Raw genomic sequence first — 14161 nt, 5'->3', positions numbered from 1 at the left:
CAATGATGACACCACCACCTGTGCCTTCTGCACCCGAGACAACGATGAGTCGACGCAATTTCCTGAGTCTTGGCCTGGGCGCCCTCGGTCTGGTCGGCCTCTTGCAGACCGGGGTGATGACCGTGCAGTTTTTGGGGCCACGTCGCGTTGACGGTGAATTTGGGGGCGTCGTGCAAGCCGGTCTGGTCGAGAGTTTCCCGCCTGGTTCAGTCACCGAATTTCCCGATGGACGCTTTTTCCTCGTGCGCCTGGCCGACGGCGGCTTTTTGGCTGTCTATCGCCGCTGTACCCACCTCGGCTGCGCCGTCAGTTGGCAAGCTGCCGAGAACCGGTTTGCCTGCCCGTGCCATGGTTCCTATTTTGACCAGGAGGGCGATGTAGAGAATCCGCCGGCGCCACGAGCACTTGACACTTTTGCAATCACGATCACCGATGGCACTGTCATCGTTGACACCGCCGAGCCACGCCAGCGTGATGCGTTTGATGCGACACAGGTTGTCTATCCGGCTGGAGCGTAGGTCTTCAGTTGATTTGACGCAAAGGCGCAAAGGGTTATACGCTCAGCAAAAAGAAAGAAGCATATGCAACGCTATTTGATTATAGGTTTTGTTGCTTTATTGGTCCTGGTAGTCGGCCTCGGGGTCTATTCGTCGCGTGAAGCGGGGCGTTTGTCTGACGCCCAGGCAACCTTGCGGCAACAGGCGGTGAGTGACGCGGCGGTGATCTATGTCGAAAACTGCGCTGTCTGTCACGGCGCCTCAGGCGAAGGGCTTGGCTCGATCCCGCCGCTCGATAGCGAGGCGTTGCGTACGATGGAGTACGATGCGCTCTTCAAGATTATTGCCCGTGGGCTTTACAATACACCCATGGCCGCCTGGCACCAGGACGAGGGCGGGATTCTGACCGATTATCAGATTGATCAGCTCGTGGCCCAGATCCGGTATGCCGATTGGGGTCAGATTCGCGAACTGGCGGCGCAACGAGGCATGATCCCGGCAACCCTGGCGGTTCCCGATGTCACCGAGGCCCAACTCGCCCAGATCAGCGCCCTCGGCCCCGAAGGCCAGCTCTGGTCAGAGGGGTTTCAGCTCTATGCCAATACCTGTGTGACCTGCCACGGGGCCAACGGCGAAGGTTCAACGCTCGGCGTGCCCCTGAACACACCCGAAGTGCGGGCGCAAGATGCGGCGAGTCTCACCCAGACCATTGTCGAGGGCGTGCCGGGCACAATGATGGCCGCGTGGGGCACCCTGCTCGAAGCGAGCGAACTGGACGCGCTGGTTGCCTTCCTACAGCACTGGGATCAACTCGAAGCCCAAGGCATTGCGCTCGAGATGCCCGCCCCGCAAATGATCGATCTCGACGATCCCGAGGCGATCCTCGCGCTCGGCGAGCGGCTCTTTGTCTCAACTTGTACCAGTTGTCACGGTGACAATGGGACAGGCGGCCTTGGCCCGGCGATCAACAGCCAGCAATTCCTCAGTCGTCAGGACGATGCGGCGATCACGCAGGCGATCACCGAAGGCGGGCACCGCCCCAATTCGGCCATGCCCGCGTTTGGCGAGCGGCTCACCTCGGTCGAGATTGCCGCACTCGTGAGCTATATTCGTTCGTTGGAGGAGAACGCCCCCGTCGTCGCCAATCCACGCGGCACGCAACAGGGTGGCGGCGGGCCTCCGTGGTTGCAAGCAACGCCTGACCCCGCGAATCCCATCCAGCCCAGAGGCCAGGGGCAGGGGCAGGGCCGCGGCCCCGCCTGGGCACGTGGCGAGACCCAATCAGGCCAGGGACAACAGGGCCAGAATGGGCAAACGCCACAGCAGAGTGCGCCGAGCACCACCTATCGCGGTACTGTCGTCAGCGTCGAAAGCAACGCCCTGACCTTCTACGACGAGGCCAGCCGGAGCAACCTCGAAGCAATGCTCGGGCCACCCTGGTGGTGGGAACCCAACGCCATTGCGTTGCGGCCTGGTGATCGCATTGCGCTTGAGGGCTTTGAAGGCGAAGGCCACATGGAACTCAACTGGATCGAAAACCTGACCACGGGTGAACGGCTCGACCTGCGCACCCCTGATGGCAAACCGGTCTGGCAAGGGAGCAACTAATTCCAGGCCAACCTGGCACGAGTCGCCCAATACGCTGCGGGCGACTCGACCAGGGCGGCCAGGGCGGAGGCGGCAGTCTCCGCATCGGCCACTTCACCTGCCCGCAGATTTGCCTGCAGATGGGCCACCGAAGCGGCCCCACTGAGCACCACATCCGCCCAGGGCTGCGCCATGGCGACGGCGAGCGCCAGCGCATCACGGGTCGCGCTACGCTCGGCACAGACCCGATCGAGCGCAGCAAGCGCAGGATCGGCATTGCGATCCGTGAGCCGCCCATTGGCGAGTGCCTCTTTGACAATCACGCCCACCCCGGCGGCGTGCGCCTCGGCGAGCGCCGGCCCGGCCGAAGTCTCGAGCAGATTCCAGGTCGCCTGGACACAATCAAAGAGGCGCACCCCATCGATCATCACCGCCAGCGCCCGACGGATCACCTCGGCCTGACGCGGCCCACTCACCGACAGCCCGATTGCCACCCCCTGAGCTTTGAGCCGAGCCAGGGCAGTGAGCACCGGAAGGTTATCGAGCACGCCACTTTCGAGGGTTGCCGAATGGATCTGATAAAGATTGAAGTAGGGCGTGAGCAGAACCTGACTCTCGATCAATTGGCGCTCAAAAACATCAAGCTCATGCGCCTTCACCTCGTGGGCCTCGGCCACAACCTGCCAACCGGCGGTATAGGTATAGCCCCACTTCGAGCCAACCGTCACCGCTGCCGGATCAAACTGGCGCTCGTGCAACCAGCCACCGAGAAACTCCTCAGCGCGCCCATACGAACGGGCCGCATCGAAATAACGCACCCCCGCGGCCCAGGCCGCATCGAGCACCGCATAGGCCCGCTGCCGCATCACCGCCACATCATAATTCGCCGCAAGATCCTCGGCATGGCCCAGATTAAGATAGCCGGGGCGCCCGAGCGCGGCGAGACCAAGACCCAATGGCGTCACAGCTAACCCAGACGCACCAAGGTTACGGAGTTGCATCGCACGTGCCTCACAACAAACTGCGGATTTGATAGAAGTACTCTGCTGGAGGATCAAGGGGAAGATCATCTACATCTCCGCAGGACTTTTACCCGCATATCGCTTGGGTAGACGCGACATGGCTTGCGCCGAAGTTGTCCATGCAAGGAAGCAAGAACATTATAGTAGGGTTGTTCGGCATATGCAAACAGTACCGATGCCGTTGCTAGGGCGCTTGCATCATACGAAATCGGATAAAAATACGCTCTATCAGGGCACCCGCAAGGGGTGCCCCTACGGGTCGTCCGGGCCGTCGTGGTGGTGTGCGCGGCCCTGGCGCAACCCGGCGGGGCCGGACCGGGTGTACGGGCACCCCTTGCGGGTGCCCTGGTGGGGTGCATGCACGGAAGAAGATGCAATCGCCCTGATGCATGCCGTTGCCGTACCCATTCTACGCGGCGCTTTTGCCACCTCCACCCGCCTGCGCTCATCATCCCCTGCGCATATGGCGTCGCTGACCGGGTTCGGTCATCCGTTCCGCCACCGCCACGCGACGGCACCCAGCGGCGAGCCTATGAGGGCAACGTCGTTCATGCAGCCCAGCGTGCATGCGGCAAACGTCGCCGTGCAGCGGGTCGCCAGAGATGCATGCGTTGGAGGGCATCGCTCCCTCCGGGTGCATCCAGGGGATAACAGGGGCGCAGCAAAAGATGCATCCTGCATGCGTACATTTGTACTTGCATCTACTTCCTCTACCTGCTAAAATACGCATAGAAATTGCACATACAAGGGGGCTTTATGACTGCTCAGCCCAATATATATGTCACTGAAGAAGCCTATCTTCAGCATGAACGAGTAAGCACAACAAAACATGAATATTATGGTGGTCGCGTTTATGCCATGGCCGGCGCAAGTGAAGAACATAATTTAATTGCGATGAATCTTGCTGCTATCCTTCGTGCTCTTGTACGCGGAAGCAATTGCCGCGCCTATCCAAGTGATATGCGGGTCAAAGTAACTCACACTGGCTTAAACACATATCCTGATTTCACTATTGTGTGCGGCCAAGCCCAATTTGTTCATCCTGAAAAACGTGACACGTTGCTTAACCCGACGGTTATTATTGAAATCCTCTCGCCTTCAACCGAAAGTTATGACCGCGGCGAAAAGTTCCAACACTATCGTACGATTGAAACCCTACAAGAATATATTCTCGTTTCACAACGTACATATCATATCGAACGCTTTATCCGCCAAGATACGAGTGAATGGGTTTTGTCAGATTTTGTCGGTATGGAAGCATCGTTGCCGCTGAAGGCATTAGATGCCCATATACCGCTTGCCGAAATATACGAACAAGTACCGCTTGTGCCGAATATTGGTCTGCTCCGCACCCCAGCAGGACAACCCAGTTGACAGATCCCTGCACCTGTGATATATTCCCCACCACTGCGAGCAAAGGTTTGCAAAGGAAGTCTGGCGCGTGAAAGTTCATCACAACAACTTCTTTTTTGCTTCCTATTTTACCCACCCACATACGGGCTGGTCGCTTCGCATTGTCTAGAAACCTCGGTCAACAGACAACTCATCAAGAGGGCGTGAAGCACCAGGCTTCACGCCCTCTCTGTCTGTTTGCCCCAGTCAGGGAGGCTCTAAATGACGGTCAGGTGTCGAGGGATCCGTGGCGCGACGACATGTGAGGCAAATACCCGCGAGGCCATCCTTGAGGCGACCCGCGAGTTGCTGGAGATGATTATTGAGGCGAATCGGATGGAGCCCGAGGATATTGCGAGTGCGATCTTTTCGACTACGCCCGATCTTGATGCCGAATATCCCGCTGTCGCAGCCCGCGCCATTGGTTGGACCAATACCGCCCTGCTCTGCGGCCACGAGATGAAGGTGCCTGGCGGTCTGCCCCACTGTATTCGGGTGCTGATCCACTGGAATACCACCCGCAGTGCCGAGGAAGTCGTTCATGTCTATGTCCGTGGGGCAACCAACTTGCGCCCCGACCGGACTGCTGCTCTGGCGGCTTTTCGGGCAACCAATGGGGAAGCGTAAAGCATGAGTGCGCAACCAACCGATCCATCCGTGGCGCTGCGCCTGGTCGCCCCGCCACAGCAGGCCGTATACCATCCACCGATAGTTCAGGGAGAAGGAGTCGAAGCAATGATTGTGGTGATGCAGACGGGGTCAACTCAGGAGCAGATCGAGAGTGTGCTGGAACGCTTGGCCGAATATGATTTGCGCGGCCATATGGTCTATGGCGCCGAGCGGACGGTGATCGGGGTGGTGGGAGCGGCGATTCCGCCCACGCTCAAAGAGGAACTCGAACATTTCACCGGGGTCAAAGAGACGTTGCGTATTACGCAGCCCTACAAACTGGTGTCGCGTGAACTGCGCCCGATGGACACCATTGTTGATGTGCGGGGGGTCAAGGTTGGCGGCGAGCGTTGTGTCGTCATCGCTGGCCCGTGTTCGGTCGAAAGCGAAGAGCAGATTATGGCAACAGCACGCGCTGTCCGCGAGGCCGGGGCGTCGATGTTGCGTGGTGGGGCCTTCAAGCCACGCTCGTCGCCCTACACCTTCCGCGGGCTCGGTGAACAGGGCTTGAAATTGCTGGCCCAGGCCCGCGACGAGACTGGGTTGCCGATTGTCACCGAGGTGATGACGATCAATGATGTTGACCTCGTTGCCCGCTATGCCGATGTGCTGCAGATCGGTGCCCGCAATATGCAGAATTACCAGTTGCTCGAAGAAGTCGGGCGCACCGGCATGCCCGTCCTGCTCAAACGCGGCCTCTCGGCGACGATCGAGGAGTGGCTGCTTTCAGCTGAGTATGTCACCGCCCAGGGCAACCCCAATGTGATCCTCTGCGAGCGGGGCATTCGCACCTTCGAGACGGCGACCCGCAATACGATGGATCTCAATGCTGTCGCGCTGGCAAAGCGCCGCACGCACCTGCCCGTCATTGCCGACCCGAGCCACGGAACCGGCAAGTGGTACCTCGTGCCACCGCTGGCCCTGGCGAGCATTGCCGCCGGTGCCGACGGGATCATCATCGAAGCCCATCCCGACCCCGACCGCGCTCGTTCGGACGGCGGCCAGTCGCTGAGCCTCGAGAATTTCGCGAAACTGATGCCGCAGGTCGCCGCAGTCGCCGCTGCACTGGGCAAACACGTGTAGGCACGATTTTTTTGACGCAAAGGCGCAAAGGCGCAAAGGTATTGAGTTTCATGGAAGCTTGGCGCGCCAAGCTTCCATGCTATGACGTCGCTTACTTAAGTTTTGCGGCGTACTGTTTGCGAAATTTGGCGACCTTGGGCACAATTACCCATTGGCAGTACGGCTGGCTGCCGTTAAGGGCAAAATACTCCTGGTGATAGTTCTCGGCAACGTAGAAATGACTCGCAGCCGCGACTTCGGTGACAATCGGACGCGGCCAGAGCCGCTGCTGATTCAGGTCATTGATCACTTCGGTCGCCGTCGCCTGCTGTTCGGATGAATGGTAGAAGATCGCCGACCGATACTGAGGACCGACGTCATTGCCCTGACGATTCAGGGTCGTCGGATCATGAATAGTGAAGAAGACATCGAGTACCTCGCGAAAGCTGAGCTGCGCAGGATCAAAGCGTACCTGCACAACTTCGGCATGGCCAGTCCGCCCGCCACAGACCTGTTCGTAGGTCGGGTTGGTCACATGCCCGCCCATATACCCCGAAACAACATCTTCAACGCCGACCAGTTGATCAAAAACGGCCTCAAGACACCAGAAGCATCCCCCACCAAGGGTAACGACTTCGGATTGTTTGTCAGTCATCTGCTTTCCTTATTGCATGATAAAGCTTTCTTTTTAGTCTACCTGATTCATGACGAAGGGGCAAGCCTGTACCTCGGTGCCATACCATGCCCAGAAGGTTGATGTTTTGACACAAAGGCGCAGAGGCGCAAAGGTTTGAGGAAACTTTATGCGAAGCTTTGAGCCTTTGCGTCATAAGGCAGCCCTGCCCATCCACTGTTTTATGCGCAAAAAACACCCGATCTATGATATGATAGGCTTCTATAGTAGCTAAGTCTATCTCAACTATTGCCAGGAGCCAACGATGAAGGCTGTGAGTCTGCGCATCTTATTGCTCTCAATGGGTCTGTTGCTGATTGCATGGGGTATCTTGCCCGTTGGTTTGACACCGGTACAGGCGTCATCTACGCTGTTGGTCACCGAGGTTCCTACGGTTGAGCCGCCTACGCCAACCGACACACCGGTACCAACCGACACACCGGCACCAACCGACACACCGGTACCAACCGACACACCGGCACCAACAAATACGCCTACGAATACCCCCGTCTCCACTGCCCCCCCATTGCCTACCAACACGCCTACCCCTGGTGGAGAGCTTCCGCCGCCCGCACAACCGACGCGGACGCCGACGCCGAGCCCGACACCAGTCCCTGGTATGCCCGCCGATCCTGCGGTGACCAAGAGTGTTGAACCGCCCGTAGCAACCGTTGGTTCCCAGGTTGTCTATACGATCCTGGTGACAAATCGCGGTGGTTTGCAGGCGGTTGATGTGGTCGTGGAAGATGTGTTGCCGACTTTCGTGACCCCAGTCGAAGTCGTGGCGAGCCGTGGTGAGGTGACGGTTGATGGTCAGCGGGTGCGCGTGGTGATCGGGACGCTCGATCCCGGTGAGACGGTGACGATCACGGTGACTGCGACGGTCACGGCGATGGTGTCGCCGCCTAACAATACGAATCTCGCCGTTGTCTCAAGCACGTCGCCCGATGGCGATCCCAATAATAATGAGTCGAGCGTTGAACTGGTGGTTGTTGAGGTTCCCGCAACGCTGCCCGAAACTGGGGTGGCGTCCTCGGCTTTTGCGCCGCTGCTTGCGCTGATCCTTGGCTTTGCGCTGATTACCGCGAGTTTCCTTGTGCGTCGCCGTGCAGCGTAGAGGAAGGCGTGCTCGCATTACCTGGTGGGGTGCTGTGGCCTGGTTTCGCCATGCCACAGCCCTCCGCTCACTTGCCTGGTTCAGCTTCTTCGTTCTGTTCCTCACTGGCACCACTGCTTCGGCTACGTACGTCAACCCGACCAACACCCTCGTCCGTGAGGGCTGGCTCCGTGGTCAGCAGGTGCGCGTATTTGATGCCGGGAATGGGGCGTTGGAAGTTGAAGTGGTTGGAGCTGGTCGCGTGACCGATCTGCACGAGCTCGCCACGCTGACGACAACACCGTTTGCCACGGGCGCACCGCCCCCAGACCCTGCTGCCACGCAGCCAGCCTGGCATGTGCATGTCACGGCCACGGGGATGCAGCGCCTTCCCGTCGCTTCGCTCGTTGCCGCAGGTTTCCCGCTTGAGGCAGTCGCCAATGCCCACCTGATGCATCGTGGCAACGCGGTCGCCCTGGAAGAGGTGCGCGATGCGCAGGGCACCCTGGTTGAACTGCGCTTTTATGCCGAGCCAGGTGATCGTTGGTCAGACACGGCGATCTTCTGGCTGACCAGTGGTGCCACCCCCGGTCTGCGGATGGCCCACCTTGAGGCCCAGCCAGGCCCGGCCAGTCTGTTGATCCCGATCCGCACCACCGCCTTGGAACAAGGAACATGGCGCGAGAATAGGGTCTATGAGTCGCGTTTGCCAGGGCATGATGGCGATCACTTTTTCAGTCGGGATCTGCGGGTGGACGCAAGTGATACCAAACCTGTCCCACCGGTGTATGAGGTTCCGCTGTCCACGCAACTGCCTGCCGCACCAGGCCCGGTTAAGCTGACGGTTGAGGGCGACACCTTTTCGCGTGAGCAGCATACCCTCGAAGTACGGCTCGCCGACCATACTGTTCGCCAACAATGGTCAGGCAGCGGCCTCTGGGCGGTCGAGACGCTGATGCCAACCCGTGGGCCTACGGTGACGGTGGCGCTTTTGCCAGGTATTCGATCTGATCGCGTCCATGTTGATGCGGTCAGTTGGCAAGCCCCTGTCACCCTGGATCTGGCGCAACGCGGGGCGACTTTTCTTGGTGAGACCGGAAAATTTATTTATCATCTCCAGGAACGGCCCACGTCATCTGCGATCTATCTCGTTGACGATCGCACCCGCCCGGTGCGCCTGCACTTTGCCGGGCCACGTTTTGTGCATGAGGCAAGCACGCCTGGGCACTACCTTGTCACCGGCGAAGGCACCCTGCACACGCCCGAACTACGGCGTACAATCCCAGTTGACCTGGCACAACCCCTGAATGCTGAAGCCCTCTACCTTGCCCCGCAAGAGTTTATCGCCGCGCTTGAACCGCTGCTTGCGCACCGTCGCAGCCAGGGACACACAGTGGCCGCCGTGGCAACCGAGGCGATCTATGCAACCTGGAGCCACGGCCAGCTTGATCCTGAAGCAATCCGGAGCTTCCTGCGCTATGCCGCCGAGACCTGGGCGGTTGCGCCAACCAGTGTGACCCTCGTGGGTGACGGCAGCAGCGATCCCCGCAACTACTTTGGCTTCAACCAGCCGATCCGCGTCCCGCCCTACCTCGCCTTTGTTGACCCATGGCTCGGCGAAACCGCTTGCGACACATGTTATGTCCAGTTACACGGCAATGATCCGCAGAGCGACAGTTTGCAAGATATGTGGATCGGGCGCATTCCAGCAAAGAGTGGAGTTGAAGTAGAAGACGTCGTCAACAAAATCTTGACGTACGAACAGACACTCTCAAATGAACCGTGGCAGCGCACGATTGCCTACATTGCCGATAACAACGACTTCGCTGGTAATTTTGCGCAAGCCGTTGCCGAGAGTGCCGCGCTGCACCCGGCGGGCCTTCGGCTTACGCGCATGCTCTATGATCCCGCAGCCCCGCCTGGTGATCCGTGGCGCGAACGCGATCCGCTCGTAGCCCGTGACCGCACGATGCAAGCCTTCCGCGACGGGGCTGCCATTGTCCACTACATTGGGCATGGGCTCCAATACCAATGGGCCTACACCGGGCCACCGCTGAACCCGGGCGAACCCGATCAGCACCAGTATTTGCTTGGCCTCTTTGACGTAGACAGCCTCGGCAATCAGACGCGGTTGCCGGTGGTACTGAGTATGAGTTGTCTCACCGGTTCCTTCCAGATCCCGGCCTCGCGGGGCACCTCGATTGACGAACGCCTGGTGATCCAGGCTGATGGCGGTGCCATTGCCGCGTGGAGTTCAACTGGATTAGGGGTACTGTATGGACACGACGCGCTGCAACGCGGCTTCTATCGGGCGCTCTGGGCGGCACCGCAGCAGGCTTCACTCGGGCGCCTGACGCTCGCCGGATCGCTCGAACTCTTTGGCACCACCCGCTGCTGCCAGGCGTCACTGCGCACGTTTGTCTTGCTTGGTGATCCACTCACGATCCTGCAGATCCACCAGGAAGCGGGCGCGATCTTTTTACCCGTGGTGGGGAGGTGAGTTGTGTGCGCAAAAAAAGCCAGCCTAGCTGGCTTTTTTTGCGCACACAACAACTGGTCAGATACGTTAGGGATTGGTGGGGGTAGGGAAGACAGATTGTTCATTGGTGGGCGCGACCTGATCTTCGCGTACCCAACCAACGATGCGCTGATCGCCGACGCGGGTAAAGACCTGGTACCAACCATCCTGAAGATCGAAGGGCACAATGCGCGCCTCGGGGCCAACACGGGCCAGGATGCGCCCGTTATCCTGCGGGATAGCGCGGATGATCGTACCGTCGGCGAGCGCCCGCATGACGGGATAATCAGGCGGCAAGAGCGCCGCGCCATCATTGGGATCACGCGCCTTCAAGTAGTCGAGAATGCCGGTGGCAATAGCGTTGGCAATGCGATCAGGTTGCCCAAAGAGGATCTCGCGGTCGGCGGCGTTGGTCATAAAGCCCATCTCGACAATGATCGCTGGCGTCGTTGACGTGATCGCGTGGGTGTAGCGCCGCCAACTAAACGCATAGTAGCCCTTCATATTGAAGGTCACGCCGCCAACATCTTCTGGCATGCCTGTCCCTGGGCCATACGCGGATCCAACAGCAGCCATCAGGGCCTTGCTCGCCTCAGAGGCGCGCCAGGGCGTGGCGAGCTTCCAGCCACGCGGCCCGCCACTGGTCGAACCATCGGCATGAATGGCAAGGAACGCATCGGCATCATATCCAGGTGGCACCGTCGCAGGAATAATGTCTACGACTACGCCTTCAGCTTCGAGCAAGGGCGTGATCCGATTGACAATCTCGAGATTCAACTCGGCTTCGGTAATCCGCCCCCAGCGTGCACCGGTCGAGGTGCGCAGACGCGCCAGTTCGTCGGGCAATTCATTGGAACGCAGGTGGCCCACCTGGAGGCCAACCCGGGGCGGGGTTGCGGGATCGCGTGGAGTCGGCGTAGGAACCCCCGTTGCACCTGGCGCATCCTCAGGTGCCGGCACCTCCGCAGCCTCCTCAGTCGGCGCTTGCTCATCAGCGGCGTCGGCAGTGGGGGAGACCGGTGAGGGAACTACCGCACTCGTTGGAGCCGGATCAAACGAACGCACGGCTTGCGGCGGCGTTGGTGCCGCAAGGATCGGCGCCGCACGCGCCACCGGTGAGGGATCAGGCACCACGGCCGTCGGCGTCGGCGCCAACGCATAAACGGGAGTACAGGCCGCAAGGAGCACGATAGAAAGAAGAACCAGCGGCAACAGACGAACCGAACGTAGCATGTTATGTAACCTTTGCGGACTAGAAGCAATACCTTGCCAAGCAGACGGATTATTTGACGCAAAGGCGCAGAGGCGCTAAGGTTTAATGAAGCTTCATACGCCAACCTTTATGGATACAATCCAAGCAGGCCTGCTATAATAGCGTACCATAACAGTGGTTATAACACACAAAAGCCTTGCAAAAGATGAGGATTCGATGATTGTTATTAAAGTCGGGGGAAGCGCTGGCAATAACTACGACGCCCTCTGTGATGATCTCGCCGCACACTACAAACAAGGCGAAAGTCTGGTGCTCGTTCACGGCGGTTCCCACGAGACAAATCGCCTGGGCGATGCGGTAGGCCATCCGGCCCGCTTTGTCACCTCACCGAGTGGGTACACCAGTCGCTATACCGACCGACGCACGCTCGAACTCTTTATGATGGCGACCGGTGGCCTCGTCAACAAAGGGCTGGTCGAACGCCTGCAAGCCCGTGGATGCAATGCCGTTGGTCTGAGTGGACTCGATGGACGCCTGCTCGAAGGGCGACGCAAGGCGACGATTCGGATTCTTGAACAGGGACGCCAGAAACTCTTGCGTGATGACTGGACCGGGACGATCGAGCAGACAAATGTGACCCTGCTGCGGTCACTGCTCGAGGGCGGTTATCTGCCGGTGATTGCGCCCCTGGCTTGCTCTGAGGCAGGCGAGGCGCTGAATGTTGACGGTGATCGCGCCGCCGCCGCGATTGCCGCCGCCCTCGGCGCAACGACACTCCTCTTGCTCTCGAATATCCCTGGTCTGCTCCGCAATTTCCCCGACGAAACGTCGCTCATCACTCAGATCGCACCTGATGAGATTGAAACCGTGCTTCCCTATGCCGAGGGGCGCATGAAAAAGAAGATTCTTGGGGCGCAGGAAGCCCTGGCCGCCGGTGTTGGACGGGTCATCATTGGTGATGCGCGGCGAGCCAATTCGGTCTCACTCGCACTCGACGGACACGGCACCGTCATTGGGTAAGCTAAGAGAGAAGGCAGCAGTATGCGCTACGATGTGGTAGGCTTGGGCATCGCCTCACTCGATCTGATTGGGGTGACTGAAGAGCAACCGCTCTTTGGGGCAAAGCAGTCGCTGACCGGTTGGCACGAAATGGGCGGGGGGCCAGTTGCGACGGCCCTGGCAACGTTGGCGCGCATGGGGGCGCGAGTCGCAATGACGGGGGCCGTGGGCAATGACGGGTATGGGCAACGGATTCTCGCCGATCTGCAAACCGTCGGGATCGATACGCAGGCGATGCATGTGCGGCCAGGGACTTCGCACGTCAGCTTTGTGCTGGCCGAGCCAGGTCGTGACCGTCGTACCGTCTGGTGGCACAATGATCCCACGGTATTGGAACAAGTACCGCTCGAGCACGAATTGATCCGCTCGGCACGGGCGCTGCTTATTGACACGCACATGCCCCAGGTAGCGTTGCACGCAGCGCGTACCATGCAGGCCACCGGGGGCCTCGTCATGATCGACGCCGAGCGCGTCCGTGAGCATACGCTCGAGCTGCTGCCGCTCTGCAATCTGATCGTTGTCTCAGCCGAATTTGCCCGCCAGGCCACCGGCGTTGTTGAACCCTGGGAAGCCGCCCGTGTCCTGCACAGTCGCTACGAAGAACAACTAGTGATTGTGACCTGCGGGGCCGAGGGAAGTTGGTGCGCCAACAAGGGCGAACTCTTTCACACCCCAGCTTTCGAGATCGAGCCACTTGACACCACAGGGGCCGGCGATGTCTTTCATGGCGCGCTGCTCTATGCATTGCTCCGTGATGACCCGATTCGCCTAGCGATTCGGTTTGCCAGCGCCGCCGCCGCCCTGAGTTGCCAGGGCCTGGGCGGGCGCGGCAACCTGCCTACCGTCAGCGAAGTTGAAGCCTTGCTTGAACCAGCGTAAAGAAAAGATCCGCTGCTTCGCGACACAGACTTCCCACCGTGCCAGTGGATGGGATCCATCGGCTTCCAGCGGGCTTTATCGTATATCACGCCGGGTCAGGGGATCGACCCACGGTAGTTAGTTTGGCGCAAAGGCGCGAAGGCGCAAAGATCGCAATGACCCTTTGCGCCTCTGCGTCAAACCGAGCGGGCAAGCAGGCGGCACATGCCTCACGCCCCTCTGCGTTCAAAGCGGCCCGGTCTCTGTCTCACGCCCCCCACAGGGCGATTGCATCTTCCGTGTATGCACCCCACCAGGGCACCCGCAAGGGGTGCCCCTACAGGGCCGGGGGCCAGGGGCCCTTTTGGGGGTAGGTTTTTTTATTCACGGGCCGAGGGAGCGTCATGACGTTCGTTTCTTTCGGGATGGTATGGCGGTGTCGTTGGCCAGGGTTCGGGGGACAAGCGTTGCGGCATGGGGATGGACTGGTGGTTCAGGGCCCGCACCAAGAGCAC

Annotated in this window: 12 protein-coding genes; 9 read left to right on the top strand and 3 right to left on the bottom strand. The window is 59.7% G+C overall.

Annotation, left to right across the window (positions count from 1 at the left end; all coding sequences use genetic code 11):
- Nucleotides 1–2: 2 nt before the first annotated feature.
- Both A9Q02_RS04485 and A9Q02_RS04480 read left to right on the top strand, forming a co-directional pair.
- A complete protein-coding gene (locus A9Q02_RS04485) occupies nt 3–518 on the top strand; it encodes a QcrA and Rieske domain-containing protein (RefSeq protein WP_097651164.1) in 516 nt (171 codons plus the stop codon).
- 63 nt (nt 519–581) lie between these two features.
- A complete protein-coding gene (locus A9Q02_RS04480; RefSeq protein ID WP_097651163.1) occupies nt 582–2105 on the top strand; it encodes a c-type cytochrome in 1524 nt (507 codons plus the stop codon).
- Here A9Q02_RS04480 and A9Q02_RS04475 read toward each other — a convergent pair.
- On the bottom strand, nt 2102–3085 hold the full coding sequence (locus A9Q02_RS04475; RefSeq protein WP_097651162.1) for an aldo/keto reductase: 984 nt from the start codon (nt 3083–3085) through the stop codon (nt 2102–2104). The two genes, A9Q02_RS04480 and A9Q02_RS04475, sit on opposite strands and share 4 nt — an antisense overlap.
- 777 nt (nt 3086–3862) lie before the next feature.
- Between A9Q02_RS04475 and A9Q02_RS04470 the strand changes: the two genes are divergently transcribed.
- The 3 genes from A9Q02_RS04470 (at nt 3863) to aroF (ending at nt 6250) form a co-directional block, all read left to right on the top strand.
- Nucleotides 3863–4480 (top strand): Uma2 family endonuclease, encoded by a 618-nt coding sequence (locus A9Q02_RS04470; RefSeq protein ID WP_097651161.1) that lies wholly within the window; start codon nt 3863–3865, stop codon nt 4478–4480.
- 240 nt (nt 4481–4720) lie between these two features.
- Nucleotides 4721–5125, top strand: coding sequence for a chorismate mutase (gene aroH, locus A9Q02_RS04465; protein ID WP_097651160.1), 405 nt, complete (start codon nt 4721–4723; stop codon nt 5123–5125).
- A 3-nt stretch (nt 5126–5128) separates the two neighbouring features.
- Nucleotides 5129–6250 (top strand): 3-deoxy-7-phosphoheptulonate synthase, encoded by a 1122-nt coding sequence (gene aroF / locus A9Q02_RS04460; RefSeq protein WP_245860343.1) that lies wholly within the window; start codon nt 5129–5131, stop codon nt 6248–6250.
- 91 nt (nt 6251–6341) lie between these two features.
- On the opposite strand, the gene msrA is transcribed toward aroF, so the two are convergent.
- Nucleotides 6342–6884 carry a peptide-methionine (S)-S-oxide reductase MsrA gene (gene msrA / locus A9Q02_RS04455; RefSeq protein ID WP_097651158.1) on the bottom strand — a complete coding sequence of 181 codons (543 nt, stop codon included), beginning with the start codon at nt 6882–6884 and terminating at the stop codon, nt 6342–6344.
- Between the two features lie 283 nt (nt 6885–7167).
- Between msrA and A9Q02_RS04450 the strand changes: the two genes are divergently transcribed.
- Entirely contained in the window at nt 7168–8019 is an 852-nt protein-coding gene (locus tag A9Q02_RS04450) for a DUF7507 domain-containing protein (RefSeq protein WP_097651157.1), read from the top strand.
- Between the two features lie 34 nt (nt 8020–8053).
- Nucleotides 8054–10498: a C25 family cysteine peptidase gene (locus tag A9Q02_RS04445; RefSeq protein ID WP_097651156.1), complete on the top strand. Its 2445-nt coding sequence runs from the start codon at nt 8054–8056 to the stop codon at nt 10496–10498.
- A gap of 66 nt (nt 10499–10564) precedes the next feature.
- Here A9Q02_RS04445 and A9Q02_RS04440 read toward each other — a convergent pair whose 3' ends face one another.
- Complete coding sequence (locus tag A9Q02_RS04440) at nt 10565–11749, bottom strand: N-acetylmuramoyl-L-alanine amidase (protein ID WP_097651155.1); 1185 nt, start codon at nt 11747–11749, stop codon at nt 10565–10567.
- Between the two features lie 196 nt (nt 11750–11945).
- Between A9Q02_RS04440 and A9Q02_RS04435 the strand changes: the two genes are divergently transcribed.
- Together A9Q02_RS04435 and A9Q02_RS04430 are read left to right on the top strand one after the other, a co-directional pair.
- Nucleotides 11946–12749 (top strand): [LysW]-aminoadipate kinase, encoded by an 804-nt coding sequence (locus A9Q02_RS04435; RefSeq protein ID WP_097651154.1) that lies wholly within the window; start codon nt 11946–11948, stop codon nt 12747–12749.
- Nucleotides 12750–12770: 21 nt separating this feature from the next.
- Entirely contained in the window at nt 12771–13667 is an 897-nt protein-coding gene (locus A9Q02_RS04430) for a PfkB family carbohydrate kinase (protein ID WP_097651153.1), read from the top strand.
- Nucleotides 13668–14161: the final 494 nt, after the last annotated feature.

This window comes from Candidatus Chloroploca asiatica (assembly GCF_002532075.1).
Lineage (GTDB): Bacteria > Chloroflexota > Chloroflexia > Chloroflexales > Chloroflexaceae > Chloroploca > Chloroploca asiatica.
This window is presented reverse-complemented; position numbering and strand designations above follow the sequence as displayed.

Excerpts from the sequence above, each read along its gene's own strand:
- A9Q02_RS04485 (WP_097651164.1), top strand. The coding sequence starts at position 3 with ATGATGACACCACCACCTGTGCCTTCTGCACCCGAGACAACGATGAGT.
- A9Q02_RS04480 (WP_097651163.1), top strand. The coding sequence starts at position 582 with ATGCAACGCTATTTGATTATAGGTTTTGTTGCTTTATTGGTCCTGGTA.
- A9Q02_RS04475 (WP_097651162.1), bottom strand. The coding sequence starts at position 3,085 with ATGCAACTCCGTAACCTTGGTGCGTCTGGGTTAGCTGTGACGCCATTG.
- A9Q02_RS04470 (WP_097651161.1), top strand. The coding sequence starts at position 3,863 with ATGACTGCTCAGCCCAATATATATGTCACTGAAGAAGCCTATCTTCAG.
- aroH (WP_097651160.1), top strand. The coding sequence starts at position 4,721 with ATGACGGTCAGGTGTCGAGGGATCCGTGGCGCGACGACATGTGAGGCA.
- aroF (WP_245860343.1), top strand. The coding sequence starts at position 5,129 with ATGAGTGCGCAACCAACCGATCCATCCGTGGCGCTGCGCCTGGTCGCC.
- msrA (WP_097651158.1), bottom strand. The coding sequence starts at position 6,884 with ATGACTGACAAACAATCCGAAGTCGTTACCCTTGGTGGGGGATGCTTC.
- A9Q02_RS04450 (WP_097651157.1), top strand. The coding sequence starts at position 7,168 with ATGAAGGCTGTGAGTCTGCGCATCTTATTGCTCTCAATGGGTCTGTTG.
- A9Q02_RS04440 (WP_097651155.1), bottom strand. The coding sequence starts at position 11,749 with ATGCTACGTTCGGTTCGTCTGTTGCCGCTGGTTCTTCTTTCTATCGTG.
- A9Q02_RS04435 (WP_097651154.1), top strand. The coding sequence starts at position 11,946 with ATGATTGTTATTAAAGTCGGGGGAAGCGCTGGCAATAACTACGACGCC.
- A9Q02_RS04430 (WP_097651153.1), top strand. The coding sequence starts at position 12,771 with ATGCGCTACGATGTGGTAGGCTTGGGCATCGCCTCACTCGATCTGATT.